The 14,080-nt window shown below is 70.9% G+C and carries 12 protein-coding genes and 2 tRNA genes; 4 read left to right on the plus strand and 10 right to left on the minus strand.

Going from position 1 to position 14,080, the window contains the following annotated elements; all coding sequences use genetic code 11:
- Nucleotides 1–126: 126 nt before the first annotated feature.
- The 3 genes from ACIQVL_RS06180 to leuS form a co-directional block, all read right to left on the minus strand.
- A complete protein-coding gene (locus tag ACIQVL_RS06180; RefSeq protein ID WP_403427715.1) occupies nucleotides 127–972 on the minus strand; it encodes a DegV family protein in 846 nt (281 codons plus the stop codon).
- A 72-nt stretch (nucleotides 973–1,044) separates the two neighbouring features.
- Nucleotides 1,045–1,773: a hypothetical protein gene (locus ACIQVL_RS06185; protein WP_403474568.1), complete on the minus strand. Its 729-nt coding sequence runs from the start codon at nucleotides 1,771–1,773 to the stop codon at nucleotides 1,045–1,047.
- A gap of 151 nt (nucleotides 1,774–1,924) precedes the next feature.
- Nucleotides 1,925–4,804: a leucine--tRNA ligase gene (leuS, locus tag ACIQVL_RS06190; RefSeq protein ID WP_403474569.1), complete on the minus strand. Its 2,880-nt coding sequence runs from the start codon at nucleotides 4,802–4,804 to the stop codon at nucleotides 1,925–1,927.
- Between the two features lie 426 nt (nucleotides 4,805–5,230).
- Here leuS and ACIQVL_RS06195 point away from each other — a divergent pair, with 426 nt between their 5' ends.
- Nucleotides 5,231–6,496: a cytochrome b/b6 domain-containing protein gene (locus ACIQVL_RS06195; protein WP_403427710.1), complete on the plus strand. Its 1,266-nt coding sequence runs from the start codon at nucleotides 5,231–5,233 to the stop codon at nucleotides 6,494–6,496.
- On the plus strand, nucleotides 6,493–8,106 hold the full coding sequence (locus tag ACIQVL_RS06200) for an NADH-quinone oxidoreductase subunit NuoF family protein (protein WP_293995625.1): 1,614 nt from the start codon (nucleotides 6,493–6,495) through the stop codon (nucleotides 8,104–8,106). Before ACIQVL_RS06195 ends, ACIQVL_RS06200 begins: the two co-directional genes overlap by 4 nt.
- A gap of 183 nt (nucleotides 8,107–8,289) precedes the next feature.
- On the opposite strand, the gene ACIQVL_RS06205 is transcribed toward ACIQVL_RS06200, so the two are convergent.
- Nucleotides 8,290–8,362 (minus strand) — tRNA-Ala (locus tag ACIQVL_RS06205).
- A gap of 113 nt (nucleotides 8,363–8,475) precedes the next feature.
- Here ACIQVL_RS06205 and ACIQVL_RS06210 point away from each other — a divergent pair.
- Nucleotides 8,476–9,687, plus strand: a complete 1,212-nt coding sequence (locus ACIQVL_RS06210) for a glycosyltransferase 87 family protein (RefSeq protein WP_403474570.1) — start codon at nucleotides 8,476–8,478, stop codon at nucleotides 9,685–9,687.
- Here the strand turns inward: ACIQVL_RS06210 and ACIQVL_RS06215 are convergent.
- The 3 genes from ACIQVL_RS06215 to ACIQVL_RS06225 form a co-directional block, all read right to left on the minus strand.
- A complete protein-coding gene (locus ACIQVL_RS06215; RefSeq protein ID WP_006136074.1) occupies nucleotides 9,666–9,899 on the minus strand; it encodes a hypothetical protein in 234 nt (77 codons plus the stop codon). The two genes, ACIQVL_RS06210 and ACIQVL_RS06215, sit on opposite strands and share 22 nt — an antisense overlap.
- Before the next feature lie 3 nt (nucleotides 9,900–9,902).
- A complete protein-coding gene (locus tag ACIQVL_RS06220) occupies nucleotides 9,903–10,076 on the minus strand; it encodes a hypothetical protein (RefSeq protein WP_107408581.1) in 174 nt (57 codons plus the stop codon).
- A gap of 68 nt (nucleotides 10,077–10,144) precedes the next feature.
- Nucleotides 10,145–11,614: an MFS transporter gene (locus ACIQVL_RS06225; RefSeq protein WP_403474571.1), complete on the minus strand. Its 1,470-nt coding sequence runs from the start codon at nucleotides 11,612–11,614 to the stop codon at nucleotides 10,145–10,147.
- Nucleotides 11,615–11,708: 94 nt separating this feature from the next.
- Here ACIQVL_RS06225 and ACIQVL_RS06230 point away from each other — a divergent pair, with 94 nt between their 5' ends.
- On the plus strand, nucleotides 11,709–12,650 hold the full coding sequence (locus tag ACIQVL_RS06230) for a helix-turn-helix transcriptional regulator (protein ID WP_403474572.1): 942 nt from the start codon (nucleotides 11,709–11,711) through the stop codon (nucleotides 12,648–12,650).
- Nucleotides 12,651–12,723: 73 nt separating this feature from the next.
- On the opposite strand, the gene ACIQVL_RS06235 is transcribed toward ACIQVL_RS06230, so the two are convergent.
- The 3 genes from ACIQVL_RS06235 to rsfS all read right to left on the minus strand — a co-directional run bounded on the left by ACIQVL_RS06235 (nucleotide 12,724) and on the right by rsfS (nucleotide 14,019).
- Nucleotides 12,724–12,796, minus strand: a tRNA-Ala gene (locus ACIQVL_RS06235).
- Between the two features lie 111 nt (nucleotides 12,797–12,907).
- On the minus strand, nucleotides 12,908–13,576 hold the full coding sequence (locus tag ACIQVL_RS06240) for a histidine phosphatase family protein (protein ID WP_403427702.1): 669 nt from the start codon (nucleotides 13,574–13,576) through the stop codon (nucleotides 12,908–12,910).
- Nucleotides 13,576–14,019, minus strand: a complete 444-nt coding sequence (rsfS, locus tag ACIQVL_RS06245) for a ribosome silencing factor (protein WP_403427700.1) — start codon at nucleotides 14,017–14,019, stop codon at nucleotides 13,576–13,578. Before rsfS ends, ACIQVL_RS06240 begins: the two co-directional genes overlap by 1 nt.
- Nucleotides 14,020–14,080: the final 61 nt, after the last annotated feature.

A 14,080-nucleotide genomic window follows, 5' to 3' on the forward strand; every position in this document is an offset into this window, starting at 1 on the left:
GAGGATCGGGCTTCCCGCCGATCCGCGATGATCTTGCTCAGTTTCCGTGGACGGCGCCCGCGTTGTGGAAAACTCCGCCACTCGTACGTGTGATGGTGCCGAGGCGCACACCCTCGGATCCCCGGCTCACCGCAGCGAGACGACCGCCCCGAGCAGCCCGGGGCCGGTGTGCGCCCCGATGACCGCGCCGACCTCGCTCACGTGCAGGTCGGCCAGCCCCGGCACCCGCGCCCGCAGCCGGTCGGCGAGGGCCGAGGCCCGGTCGGGGGCGGCGAGATGGTGGACGGCGATGTCCACCTCGGCGCCGCCCGCCCGCTCGGCGGTGAGCTCCTCGAGGCGGGCGATGGCCCGGGACGCCGTCCGTACCTTCTCAAGGAGCTCGATCCGGCCGCCGTCCAGCTGGAGCAGGGGCTTCACGGCGAGCGCGGAACCGAACAGGGCCTGGGCGGTACCGATGCGGCCGCCGCGGCGCAGATAGTCGAGGGTGTCGACGTAGAAGTACGCGGAGGTGCCGGCGGCCCGCTTCTCCGCCGCCGTCACGGCCTCGTCGACGGTGCCGCCCGCCTCGGCGGCCTCGGCCGCGGCGAGCGCGCAGAAACCGAGGGCCATCGCGACCATCCCGGTATCCACCACGCGCACCGGGACGGGTGCCTCCCGGGCCGCGAGGACGGCGGCATCGTAGGTGCCCGACAGTTCGGCGGAGAGGTGGAGCGAGACGATTCCGGTCGCCCCGGTCCCCGCTACCCTGCGGTAGGTTTCGGCGAACACCTCAGGACTGGGCCGGGAGGTGGTGACGGGGCGCCGCTTCTGCAAAGCCTGGGCCAGGGAACGCGTCGAGATCTCGGAGCCCTCTTCGAGTGCCCGGTCGCCGAGGACCACGGTCAGGGGTACCGCGGTGATGTCGTGGCGCTCCACCGTCCGCGGCGGCAGGTAGGCCGTTGAATCGGTGACGATCGCGACATGGCGGGACATGAGCTGGAGGTTACCTGGCGTAGCCCGGGTGCGGCAGCCCGCCCCCGGCCGCCCGGACCGGGACCGGCCGGATCAAGTGGTGCTCTCCGGCCGGGGCTTCTTCTGCCAGGGGTAGGCCCGGGGCCGGCCGGGCGGGGTGATCGCGGGCTGGACCGGCTCCTCGGCCGCAGCCAGCCGCGGTTGCTCGGGCCAGGTCTGGCGGTCGCCGGGACCGTCGGCGGCCTCGGGCCACGGCGGAGTCTGCGCGGCCGGGTCCGGCCGGGTCCAGTGCCGCAGGGCGTCCGCCTCGACACCGATCTGGGTGCTCAGGGTGTCCAGGTCGTCGTCGGCGAAACGGCGGGCCCGGTCGCGGGCCGCCCAGCGCAGCGCGTCCGCGGACTCGGTGATGCGCTCGGTGCGGCGGCGCAGTTCGGGCAGGCGGGTGGCGAGCGTGGCCCGGTCCGGTTCGGCCTCCAGGCGCCTGAGTTCACCGTCCAGTTCCTGCCCGTGGGCGCTGAGCCGCTGGAAGAGACCGAGGGACTCCTTGAGTGACTCGTCCTCGGCGACGCCCGCGTGCAACGCGTCCTGGGTGGCCCGCATCGAGGTGCGCAGCGCGAGCCGCAGCTGGGCGATCTCGCCCGCCGGACCGATCTGGACCATGGACTTGGCGCGCAGCGTGTGCTCCTCAACCGTGCGCCGGGCCTGGGTGATCGTCCGGTCCACGCCGCGTTTGGCGGCGCCGACCGCCTTGAAGGTGACGTACGCCCCACCGGCGACGAAGAGCAGGAAGAGCACGGCGAACACGGCGATCACTGTTTCCACGGTGCTCCTCCTCGCTGCCCGCCACCCCGGCCGCCTGCGGGCACGGCGTGGGTGGCCGTGCTCCTCAACGGTAAACGCAAAGGGCAGGCCCGGAGTTCCGGAAGAACCCCGAACCTGCCCGTAGGGGACCACCCGGAGATGGCCGCGGGTGTCACGCCGTGACGATGTTCACCAGCTTCGGCGCACGGACGATCACCTTGCGGATCCCGGCACCGCCCAGCGCCTTCACGACCGTCTCGTCGGCCAGCGCCGCCTTCTCCAGCTCCTCGTCGGAGATGGCGGGCGACACCTCCAGGCGGGCCTTGACCTTGCCCTTGATCTGCACGACGCAGGTCACGGTCTCGTCAACGACGTACTCCGGGTCGGCGACCGGGAAGTCCCGGTGCACGACCGAGTCGGTGTGGCCCAGCTTGCGCCACAGCTCCTCGGCGATGTGCGGGGCCAGCGGCGCGATCATCAGCACCAGCTGCTCGGCGACCAGGCGCGGCAGCGCGCCGCCCGCCTTCGTCAGGTGGTTGTTCAGCTCGGTGACCTTGGCGATGGCCGTGTTGAAGCGCAGCCCCTCCAGGTCCTGGCGGACACCGTCGATCGCCTTGTGCAGGGGGCGCAGCGTCTCGACGTCCGCCTCGGCGTCGGTCACGGTGACCTCGCCGGTGGCCTCGTCGACGATGTTGCGCCACAGCCGCTGCAGCAGCCGGAACTGGCCGACCACCGCGCGCGTGTCCCACGGCCGGGACACGTCCAGCGGGCCCATCGCCATCTCGTACAGGCGCAGGGTGTCGGCGCCGTACTCGGCGCAGATCTCGTCCGGAGTCACCGCGTTCTTCAGGGACTTGCCCATCTTGCCCAGCAGGCGGGTGACCTTCTCGCCCTGGTAGGAGTACGCGCCGTCCTGCTCCTCGACCTCGGCGGCGGGCACCGGGAAGCCGCGGCCGTCGCGGTAGACGTAGGCCTGGATCATGCCCTGGTTGAACAGCTTGTGGAACGGCTCGGCGGACGAGACGTGCCCCAGGTCGTACAGGACCTTCGACCAGAACCGGGCGTACAGCAGATGCAGCACGGCGTGCTCGGCGCCGCCGACGTACAGGTCGACACCGCCGTGCGGCATGCCCGCGCGCGGGCCCATCCAGTACTGCTCGATCTGCGGGTCGACCAGCTGCTCGCTGTTGTGCGGGTCCAGGTAGCGCAGTTCGTACCAGCAGGAACCGGCCCAGTTGGGCATGGTGTTGGTCTCGCGGCGGTACTTCTTCGGCCCGTCGCCCAGGTCCAGGGTGACGTTGACCCAGTCCTCGTTGCGCGACAGCGGCGTCTCGGGCTGGGTGTCGGCGTCCTCGGGGTCGAAGGTGCGCGGCGAGTAGTCCTCGACCTCCGGCAGTTCCAGCGGCAGCATCGAGTCGGGCAGCGCGTGGGCGACGCCGTCCTCGTCGTAGACGATTGGGAAGGGCTCGCCCCAGTAGCGCTGGCGGCTGAACAGCCAGTCGCGCAGCCGGAAGTTGACGGTGCCCTCACCGATGCCCTTGCGGGCCAGCCACTCGGTGATGCGGGCCTTGGCCTCGGCGACCGGCAGGCCGTCCAGCCTGACGTCGTCGTTCGAGGAGTTGATGATCTTCGCGTCGTAGGAGCCGAAGGCATCCTCCCACGTCGACGTGTCGGTGCCGCGGTCGTCGGTCGGCTCGACGATGCAGACGATCGGCAGCTCGAAGGCGCGCGCGAACTCGAAGTCGCGTTGGTCGCCCGCCGGTACGGCCATGATCGCGCCGGTGCCGTAGCCCATCAGCACGTAGTCGGCGATGAACACCGGGATCTTCTCGCCGTTGACCGGATTGGTCGCGTACGCGCCGGTGAACACACCGGTCTTGTCCTTCGCCTCGGCCTGGCGCTCCACGTCGGACTTGGCGCCGGCCTGCGCGCGGTACGCGGCGACGGCGTCGGCGGGGGTGGCGTGGCCGCCGGTCCACACGTCGTGGGTGGCCTCGGGCCAGGCGTCCGGGACGAACCGGTCGACCAGCGGGTGCTCGGGTGCCAGCACCATGTAGGTCGCGCCGAACAGGGTGTCCGGGCGCGTGGTGAAGACAGTGATCTTCTCGCCGTCGATCGGGAAGTCGACGCGGGCGCCCTCGCTGCGGCCGATCCAGTTGCGCTGCTGCAGCTTGATGGCCTCGGGCCAGTCCAGCTCGTTCAGGTCGTCCAGCAGCCGGTCGGCGTAGGCGGTGATGCGCATGTTCCACTGGCGCAGCTTGGCCTTGAAGACGGGGAAGTTGCCACGCTCGGAGCGGCCGTCGGCGGTGACCTCCTCGTTGGCCAGCACGGTGCCCAGGCCGGGGCACCAGTTGACCGGCGCGTCGGAGGCGTAGGCCAGGCGGAACTCGCCCAGGACGTCGCCGCGCTCGGTCGCGGTCAGCTCGTGCCACGCGCGTGTGTGGCCCGGTACGGCACGTTCACCGGACTCGAACTGGGCGATCAGTTCGGAGATCGGGCGGGCCTTGTCCGCCTCGTCGTCGTACCAGGAGTTGAAGATCTGCAGGAAGATCCACTGGGTCCACCTGTAGTAGTCCGGGTCGATCGTGGCGAACGACCGGCGCTTGTCGTGACCCAGGCCCAGCCGGCGCAGCTGGGACTTCATGTTGTTGATGGCGGCCTCGGTGGTCACCCGGGGGTGCTCGCCGGTCTGCACGGCGTGCTGCTCGGCGGGCAGGCCGAAGGCGTCGAAGCCCAGGGTGTGCAGGACGTTGTGGCCGTTCATCCGCTGGAAGCGGGCGAAGACGTCGGTGGCGATGTAGCCCAGGGGGTGGCCGACGTGCAGGCCTGCGCCGGACGGGTACGGGAACATGTCCATGATGAACTTCTTGGGCCGGGCGACCACCTCGGGGTCACCGGCCAGGTCGCCCGTGGGGTTCGGCGCCGCGTAGGTGCCGTCGACGTCCCAGAAGTCCTGCCAGCGTGCCTCGATCTCGGCCGCCAGGGCGGCCGTGTAGCGGTGCGGCGCGGCCTCCGCCGACGTGGCGGCGGCAGCGGGGTTCGTCTCGCTCATGATCCTCAAAGCTCCATCGGTCGTCTCTGCCAGCGGCTGCGAACGTTCTAGAAACGAAAAATCCCCTCGCACAGGAGGGGACGCCGCGCCGATGCCGACCAGCCGTTCCAGCGGCGGTCGGGACTGATCAGCGCGGCCCGCTAAGCAGAAGGCGTACGGCACGCATGGCGTCAGAGTACCGCAGCACTTGAGCAAGCCGCGACGCGCTTACGTATCAACGGTTGACACGTGTGTCTGAGGCGACCATCAGGACGAGAGTTGAACCAGGTTCAAAAATTACTTCGCGTAACGCCCGCTATGGGACATCACCAGGGCTGCATCGCTCTTTGATAACAACGCAATAACTCAAACCTCGTACTGATCGGTATGGCGCCACTTAGGCTGCGGCACCGGGACCGCTTTCCCGAACTGCTCGGAGTTGCCCCCATGAACCCTCGTCGTAGTAACAGCTCGCTCCCCAAGCCAGGCCGTTCGGCCTGGGGGGTGGCGTCGGCTGTCGTCCTGTTGCTCATACCCGTGGTTGTGCTGACCGGAGGCAGCCAGTTCCAATCGTTTCTGAACTTCGGTGCGGGCGTGCTCTCGCTCGTCTCACTGAGCTGTTCGGTGATCTGGGGTCTGATCGCACAGGACCGCATCTTCCTCAACACCCGCCAGCGGATCGTCGGCCAGGCGGTGCACCGGACGACTGCGGTCGCCTCGATCGCGTTCCTGCTGGTGCACATCGTCACGAAGATCGCACTGGATCACACCGTGGTGATCGCCGCGATCATTCCGTTCTCGCTCGGCATCACCGGAAGCGCCGGCCTGATCGGCCTCGGTTCACTGGCCGGCCTGCTGATGATCTTCGTGGGTGTCACCGGCGCCCTGCGCAGCAATTTCGCCGCCCCGGCCGTCGTCGCGGCCCGCTGGCGGGCCATGCACATGCTGGCCTACCCGGCCTGGTGCGCCGCCCTCATCCACGGCCTGTACGCGGGCCGCGCGGCCAAGCCGTTCTTCATGATCTCGTACGACCTGTGCCTGATCGGCGTGATGGCGGCGCTGGCGCTGCGCGCCGCCCCGCGCCCGTTCAAGCGGAGGGTCGCCGACCGTCTCGTCTCCGTCCTCGGCAGTTCGGAACGGCCGGAGCTGGACGATCTGGACGCCAGCCGTGCCCGGGTGGGCGAGTCCGGGCTGCCGGGCTACGAGGTCACGCGTGAGCGCGAGCCGAGGGCGTCGCGCGCCGGCACGGCGGCCTCACAGCCGAACCCGCTGTTCCCGGGCGCGGCGGCCGCGCCCGGCCCCGAACCGGCGTCCGGCTTCGCCGCCGCCTACCGCGCGACGGCCGCGCCCGGCCAGCCGCAGTCGCCGTTCGCGGCCGGTCAGACCACACGCATGGAGCGCGTGGACGGCCCGTCCAGCACCTCGGGCAGCTGGCCGATCCCGTCGCCGCCGCCGGTCGGCGAGGCGCCCCGGTCGACGTACGACCCGATGCAGGACACGGGATACAACATCCCGGCCTATGGCAATCCGGGCGCCGGCGGCACGGGCGGACGTGATGTGTACGACACGGGTGAGACGAATGCCCGGTACGGGACGTACAACTCGAATGACACGTACAACAGCGGTCCCGCCAACGAACCACCGCCCGGTGCGTCCTTCGACACCCCGGGTTCGGGCGAACCTTGGAACACGCCTTCCGGAGGCTATAGGTGAACGAGGCCCTGCCCGACGTACCAGAAGTCCGCGTGGTCGGTCTTCCTCAGCTCACGTCGGGCTTCGACCTTGTCGAAAGACTCGATCTGCCCATGCACCTCAAGGTGCACGGGCCGCTTGAACCCCTGGGCGGGGAGCAGCTCGCGCAGCTCTCCGAGCGCATCAACCTGAAGGGCCGCGGCGGCGCGGGTTTCCCCTTCCACAAGAAGCTGCGCTCGGTCGCCGAAGCGGCGATCAAGCGCGGTGTACGGCCGGTCGTCGTCGTCAACGGCAGTGAGGACGAGCCGGCCTGCCGTAAGGACACGGTGCTGATCAACCGTGCCCCGCATCTGATCCTGGACGGCGCGCTGCTGTGCGCCGAGGCGCTGGGTGCCCGCACGCTCGTGGTGGGGGTCACCCGGGAGTCCACGCAGCGCTCCATGGAGCAGGCGCTCGCCGAGCGCGGTCTGAGCAACGGTCGGCGTTCGGCGCTGAAGGCGTTCGTGCAGCGCAACCCGGTCCGCATGGTCACCGGCGCCGCCGCGTCGCTGATCCGGTCGATCGACGGCGGCCCGGCGATCCCGCCCGGCCGCAAGACCAGTGCCTCGCAGAACGGTGTCGGCGGCGCACCCACGCTGCTGTCGAACGCGGAGACGTTCGCGCAGCTGGCGATCGCCGCCCGGATCGGCCCGGAGCGTTACGGCAACACCGGCCTGTACGACGAGCCGGGCACCGTCATGCTGACGGTCTCCGGTGCGGTCGCCCGCCCCATGGTGATCGAGGTCCCCACGGGTGTGCCGCTGCGTTACGTCCTGCAGCTGGCCGGTGCGCCGCCGGTGCCGCAGGGTGTGCTGACCGGTGGCTACCACGGCAAGTGGATCGATGCGGCCACGGTCAACGAGGCGATCGTCTCCCGCAACTCGCTCGACGCGGTGGGCGGTGCGCTGGGCGCCGGTGCCATCCTGCCGATCACGCAGGAGACCTGCCCGCTGGGCGAGTCGCTGCGGGTCGCCCAGTGGCTGGCGGAGGAGAGCGCGGGACAGTGCGGTCCCTGCTACCTGGGTCTGCCGGCGGCCGCGCGCGGCATGGAGGACATCCTCAACGGCGGCGGACCGGCCGCCCTGGAGGCGCTCAAGCAGGTCGCGAAGAACGTGAAGCGGCGCGGGGCGTGCTCGCACCCGGACGGCTCCGCGATGTTCCTCGAGTCGACGATCAAGGCGTTCACCGACGACCTCGCCGCGCACGTTCTCGGAAACGGCTGCGGACGGCCCGTGGAGGGCGTTCTGCCGCTCTTCGAGGACGGCAAGATGCCTTCGGGCATCCCGGGCGGCGGAGAGCCCGAGGACAACGGCGGCGGAAGCCGGCAGAAGATCTACGTCGACTGGACGCTGTGCCGGGGCCACGGTCTGTGCGCGGACATCCTCCCGGAGGTCTTCGAGCTGGGCGCGGACGGGTTCCCGACGGTCGCACAGGCGAAGGTACCGCGGTTCGCTGAGGCCAAGGCGCTGCGGGCGGTGCGCCGCTGTCCGGCGCTCGCCCTGCGTCTGGAGGAGGACACGCGCTCGCAGGCGCCGGCCAAGAACCTGCCGGTTCTCTCGCAGGGCCGCGGCCGCCGGGCGCTGGGCCGCTGATCGCACGTTCACGCACGCGTGGGGCGGGCCACCCTGTTCGGGTGGCCCGCCCCACGTATGTGTGAGGAGTCCGTCGCGGAGGGAGGTTCCGTGGACAGGGTTTCCGTGGGCTTTCGGGACAATGCCGACCGGGACAACGTCGAAGGCGGACCATCCGTTCGGATGGTCCGCCTTCGACTTCTGTGGAGCTAAGGAGAATTGAACTCCTGACCTCCTGCATGCCATGCAGGCGCTCTACCAACTGAGCTATAGCCCCGTGTTCTGGTCCGCCTGGTTTCCCTGGCGGCGACGCCAACATTACACGGTGGACGGGGTGCACCACCAAATCGTTTCCGTTCTGTACGGATACGGACGCTAGTGTCGGGCTTCGTGACCGTGATCGCGTTCTCCGAGACCCGGCGCCGGGTGCCGGTGGCACTGGGGGCGTGTCTCCTCTCGTTCACGGCGTTCTGGGTGGCCCAGCGGGCCGCGCACGTGTCGATGATCGACCTGATGGTCTACCGGGCGGAGGGGGCGACCGTCCGCGCGGGCGGCGATCTCTACGCGCTGCGTACGACGGCGGCTCATCTGCCGTCCACCTACCCGCCGTTCGCGGCGATGTTGTTCGTCCCGCTGACGCTGCTGGACGTCGCGGGCATGCGGACCGTGGCGACGGCCGGGAACCTGGTCCTGCTGCTGGTGTTCGTCGGGCTGTCGATGCGGCTCGTCGGGCACGCGCGCGTGGAGCACGTCCTGTGGGTCACGGCGGCGGCGGTGTGGTGCGAGCCGGTGTGGACGACCGTGCGCTACGGGCAGGTCAATCTGCTGCTGGCGGTACTGGTGCTGTGGGATCTGTCACGCCGTCCCGCCGAACACCCGGACCGCTGGGCGGGGGTGGGTGTCGGGCTCGCTGCGGCGGTCAAGCTGACCCCCGCTCTGTTCGCGGTGTTCCTGCTCGTCACCGGCCTGGCCGCGCGCCGCGCCGGACGGGACGGCGGCCCGTGGCTGCGGCACGCGCGCGGGGCGGCCGCCGTCTTCGCGGGGGCGACGCTGCTGGCGGTGGCCGTCCTGCCGTACGACTCGTGGCGGTTCTGGACGGGGATGGTGTTCCGGACGGGACGGGTGGGGCGGGCCGAGGAGACCGCGAATCAGGCCCTGCGCGGCGTTCTGGCGCGTCTGCTGCACACTCCCGACCCGGGAGCCCTGTGGGCCGCCGCGGCGGCCCTGACGGCCGTCCTGGGGCTCGCGGTGGCGGTGGGGGCGGAGCTGCGCGGCCGGCGGGCCTGGGCGGTGGCCGCCAGCGCGGTGACCGCGCTGCTGATCAGTCCGGTGTCCTGGTCGCACCACTGGGTGTGGTGCGTGCCGGTGGTGCTGCTGCTGTGGACCCGCGGGCATCGGGCGGTGGCCGCGGGCACGCTGCTGGTCTTCTGCTCGTACGCCCTGTGGTGGGTGCCGCACGGGCCGGGGCGGCCCGAACTGCACCAGAACGCGGTCGCCTTGACGCTGTCGGCGCTCTACACGGTCACCGGGGTGGTGTTCCTGGCGCTCGCCCGGACATCGTTGCCGAAGCCGGGCCCCGGTCAGGCCGTGACGAACGAGTAGAAGCGTTTGAGCGTGCAGTGCTCTTCGAGGAGCCGGCCGTAGATCGGCTCGCCCTCCAGCTCACGGTAGGTCTCGATCGGGTCGCCCTTTATGATCAGCGCCCGCGCGCATTCCTCGCACCAGTACTGGTAGTCGGGGTTGATCGGCTCCATGTCGCGGACGATGGGGGTGCCACTCCCGCACCAGTCGCACTTCCGCCTGTGTGCACCCATCGATCAGCTCCAGCTGTGGCCGCAGGCCGTGCACACGTAGGAGATCCCGCCGTTGTCGCCCAGAACCTGGGCGACATGCGCGGAACCGCAGGAAGGGCAGAGCAGCCGGGTGATCGTGTCCCGTATCAACGCCGCACCGAGGAGGTGGCCGCCCTCCTCAAGGATGCTCGCAGGCATCGCTACTCCTCCCGTCGGGCCGCGCCCCCTTCCGGCCGTTTGATTCTGCCACGGCCGGACCAATACGGTCAGCGACGCCTCAGTACCAGTCCGGACACGGCCCCCGCGGCCGCCGTCGCGGCGAGCGCCCATGCGCAGGCTGACAGCGCCTCCGCAGAGGTATACGCCTGCGGGCCCCCAAGTGACTCAAGCCGGTTCAAGAACAGTGTGCCGAACGCGGCGACGCCGATGAGCTGGCCGAGCTGGGTGACGGTAGCGAGGAGTCCGCTGGCGTCCGCGGCGTCCTCGGGGCGCACGGTTGCGAGCGCGCCGGTGAGCGTGGGGCTGAACGCGAGCGCGAGACCCGCGCCCACACCGGCGTACGCCACATAGAGCCGCGCGCCCCCGTCGCCGCCCCCGTGGAAGGCGAGCCCCACCCCGGCCGCGCCCAGCGCGGTGAGCACGAATCCGGCCGGGGTCAGCGCCCGCTGCCAGGCGGCCGGCCACCTGCGCCAGGTGAGGGCGACCGCGCCGAAGACGACGGCGGTCGGCGCGAAGGTGAGACCGGCGCGCAGGGCGCTGTAGCCGAGGCCGCTCTGGACGTGCAGGGTGAGGGTGAAGAGGAATCCGGCGTTGACGGCCATGACGGCGAGGATCCGCAGGACGGCCAGGCCCATGCCGGGGTGGCGCAGCACCCGGGGCGCGACGATCGGGGCGCCTCCGCGCCGGGCCAGCCTCGCCTCGTACCCGCAGAACAGCGCGAACAGGACCACGGCGGCGGCCAGGGACAGCCAGGACCACAGCGGCCAGTCCTCCTCCTGGCCGAGCACCAGCGGGACCGTCAGCAGCGACACGGCGGCCGCCAGCAGGACCAGGCCGGGCAGGTCCATGCCGCGGGCCCGCTCGGGACCGGATCCGGCGCCGGGCGGCAGGACGCGCCGGCCGAGGACGAGGAGTACGGCGCCGACGGGCACGTTGACGAGGAACACCGGCCGCCAGCCGGTGCCGAACAGGTCGGCGCTGACCAGGACGCCGCCGATGATCTGGCCGGCGGCCGCGCCGACCGCGAGGACCGCGGAGTAGGCGCCGAGCGCCCGTATGCGGGCCTCGCCGGTGAAGACACGCTGGATGATGCTGAGGACCTGCGGGATCATCACCGCCGATCCGGCGCCCTGCACCAGCCGGAACACGATCAGCTCGGTGGCCCCCTGGGCCAGGCCGCAGGCGAGCGACGCCGTGGTGAACAGGGCGAGGCCGGCGAGGTGGACCCGGCCGTGGCCGAGCCGGTCGCCGAGCCGGGCGCCGGTGATCAGCAGCACCGAGTAGGTGATGGCGTAGCCGGCCACGACCAGCTGCAAGTCGCCGCCCGAGGCGTGGAGTTCGGAACCCATGGTGGGGGCCGCGACGTTCACGATGAAAACGTCCAGCACGGCCATGAACAGGGCTGCGAGGACGACCGCGAGGAGCAGCCGGGGCTGGTTGTCGGTGCCGGGTGCTTCACTTTTCGCAGGGGTCGCAGCGGGTGCGGGACCTGGTCCCGTCCGGGATGTCGTCGTCATGCGACCGAGCGTGGCGGCGAGCCGGTACGGGTGCCGAGAGCCCGCCGATGCTGGTACTGGCAGCACCTGGCAGGGGGCGGGGACTGCGCCCACGATGGACGACGTGACGACGGGGGACGTGACGATGGCGACGACAGCACACCGCCGCAGGCCGGAGCTGGCCGCGTTCCTGCGCAGCAGGCGGGCCCGGGTGCAGCCGGCGGACGTCGGCATGCCGCCGGGGCTGCGGCGGCGCACGCCCGGGCTGCGCCGGGAGGAGGTCGCCCAGCTCTCGGGGGTGGGCGTGACCTGGTACACGTGGCTGGAGCAGGGCCGGCCGATCAACGCGTCGGCGCAGGTGCTGGACGCGGTGGCGCGGACGCTGATGCTGGACCTGCCCGAGCGGGAGCATCTGTACCGGCTGGCGGAGGTGCCGTTCGCCCCGGTGCCGGAGGGGCTGTCCCGGACGGTCGGTGCGGAGGTGCAGGGCATCATCGACGCGCTGGACCCGCTGATGGCGGTGGTGTACACCTCGCGCTACGACGTGCTGGCCACCAACGCCGCCTACCGGGACCTGTTCCTGGTGCCGGAGACGGTGCGGATCGGTGTGCCGAACGTGCTGTGGACGCTGTTCACGGTTCCGGAGGAGACCAGCCCGGTGGTGCATCTGCGGCGTGAACTGCCGGTGATGGTGGCGACCCTGCGCTCCTGCTACGGCAGACATGTCGGCGAGCCGGCCTGGGAGGACTTCATACGGGCGCTGTCCCAGGCCAGTGGGTACTTCGCCCGGTTGTGGGAGAGCGGGGCGGTGGCGCAGCCGGGGCCGCGGGTGAAGACGTTCCGTCATGAGGCCGTGGGCGAGCTGCGGATGACGTCGCAGTCGTTGTCGATCGACGGGATGCCGGAGGCGCGGATCGTGGTCTACACGCCGGAGGACGAACGGACGCGGGAGCGGGTGGCGTTGCTGCGGGAGCGCAGGCAGCGGTTGTGGCCGGTGACGGAGGAGGAGGCCGCCGAGATCCTCCGGGAGTGGAACACAGAAAATCCCGCCCTCTGAAGTGGACGGGATTCCGGCACGGATCTTTGACAACTGGACAGTGTCATCGACAAGTGTACGAAGTGCTGATCTGTGGAGCTAAGGAGAATTGAACTCCTGACCTCCTGCATGCCATGCAGGCGCTCTACCAACTGAGCTATAGCCCCTTGCGTTCTTCCCGTCTTTCCGCTCGGCGGGGCGAACAAGAAGAACTTTAGCCTGCGACCTGCCGGAAAGTGAAATCCGGGCTCCGGGCGGGCCGGGTGGCCGCAGGTTCCTCAGTCGTCGTCGCCGAGCACGGGCTCCGGGAGGGTGCCGGCGTTGTGCTCCAGGAGCCGCCAGCCGCGGGCGCCTTCGCCGAGCACGGACCAGCAGCAGTTGGTGAGACCGCCGAGGCTCTCCCAGTGCCGGGACTCGAGGCCGAGGAGGCGGCCGATGGTGGTGCGGATGGTGCCGCCGTGGCTGACGACCACGAGGGTGCCGTCCTCGGGGAGCTTCTCGGCGTGCCGGAGCACGACGGGGGCGGCCCGGTCGGCGACCTCGGTCTCCAGTTCGCCGCCGCCGCGGCGGACCGGCTCGCCGCGCTTCCAGGCGGCGTACTCGTCGCCGTGGCGGGCGATGATCTCCTCGTGGGTGAGTCCCTGCCAGACGCCCGCGTAGGTCTCCCGCAGTCCCTCGTCGTGGATCACGTCGAGGCCGGTGAGGGCGGCGAGCTGGGCGGCCGTGTCGGCGGCGCGCCGCAGGTCGGAGGCGACGATGGTGTCCGGGCCGAGGGAGGCGAGCAGGCGGGCCGCGCGGCGGGCCTGGCCGATGCCGGTCTCGGTGAGCTCGACGTCGGTGGAGCCCTGGAAGCGGCGCTCCACGTTCCAGGCGGTCTGGCCGTGCCGCCACAGGATGATGCGGCGGCCGCGGCCCCTGCGGTCGGTCACCTCGCCGGTGGCGCTCATCACCAGTTCCCGCCCGGCTCGCCGGAGTCCTCAGCGGCCTGCAGCCTGGCGTGCTCCGCCGCCTTGCCGCGGGTGGCCTTGGCGTCGGCGGGCAGTTCGATCTCGGGGCAGTCCTTCCACAGCCGTTCCAGGGCGTAGAAGACGCGCTCCTCGCTGTGCTGGACGTGGACGACGATGTCGATGTAGTCGAGCAGGATCCAGCGGGACTCGCGGTCGCCCTCGCGGCGCACCGGCTTGGCGCCGAGTTCTTTCTGGAGGCGTTCCTCGATCTCGTCGACGATCGACTTGACCTGGCGGTCGTTGGGCGCGGAAGCCAGCAGGAAGGCGTCCGTGATCGACAGGACGTCGCTGACGTCGTAGGCGATGACGTCGTGGGCGAGCTTGTCGGCGGCCGCCTGGGCGGCGGCGGTGATGAGCTCGAGGGAACGGTCGGTTGCGGTCACTGCATGGCTTTCCGTCGGCGGTCGTTTGACCTCAAGGGTCTCACGGACCGCCGGGCGCACC

The organism is Streptomyces sp. NPDC090499 (assembly GCF_044769305.1).
Taxonomy (GTDB): domain Bacteria; phylum Actinomycetota; class Actinomycetes; order Streptomycetales; family Streptomycetaceae; genus Streptomyces.

What these genes read in the sequence shown, in the direction of transcription:
- ACIQVL_RS06180 (WP_403427715.1), bottom strand. Translation starts at nt 972, where the DNA reads ATGTCCCGCCATGTCGCGATCGTCACCGATTCAACGGCCTACCTGCCG.
- ACIQVL_RS06215 (WP_006136074.1), bottom strand. Translation starts at nt 9,899, where the DNA reads ATGGGTGCACACAGGCGGAAGTGCGACTGGTGCGGGAGTGGCACCCCC.
- ACIQVL_RS06220 (WP_107408581.1), bottom strand. Translation starts at nt 10,076, where the DNA reads ATGCCTGCGAGCATCCTTGAGGAGGGCGGCCACCTCCTCGGTGCGGCG.
- ACIQVL_RS06240 (WP_403427702.1), bottom strand. Translation starts at nt 13,576, where the DNA reads ATGAGCGCCACCGGCGAGGTGACCGACCGCAGGGGCCGCGGCCGCCGC.
- leuS (WP_403474569.1), bottom strand. Translation starts at nt 4,804, where the DNA reads ATGAGCGAGACGAACCCCGCTGCCGCCGCCACGTCGGCGGAGGCCGCG.
- ACIQVL_RS06230 (WP_403474572.1), top strand. Translation starts at nt 11,709, where the DNA reads ATGGACGACGTGACGACGGGGGACGTGACGATGGCGACGACAGCACAC.
- ACIQVL_RS06195 (WP_403427710.1), top strand. Translation starts at nt 5,231, where the DNA reads ATGAACCCTCGTCGTAGTAACAGCTCGCTCCCCAAGCCAGGCCGTTCG.
- ACIQVL_RS06225 (WP_403474571.1), bottom strand. Translation starts at nt 11,614, where the DNA reads ATGACGACGACATCCCGGACGGGACCAGGTCCCGCACCCGCTGCGACC.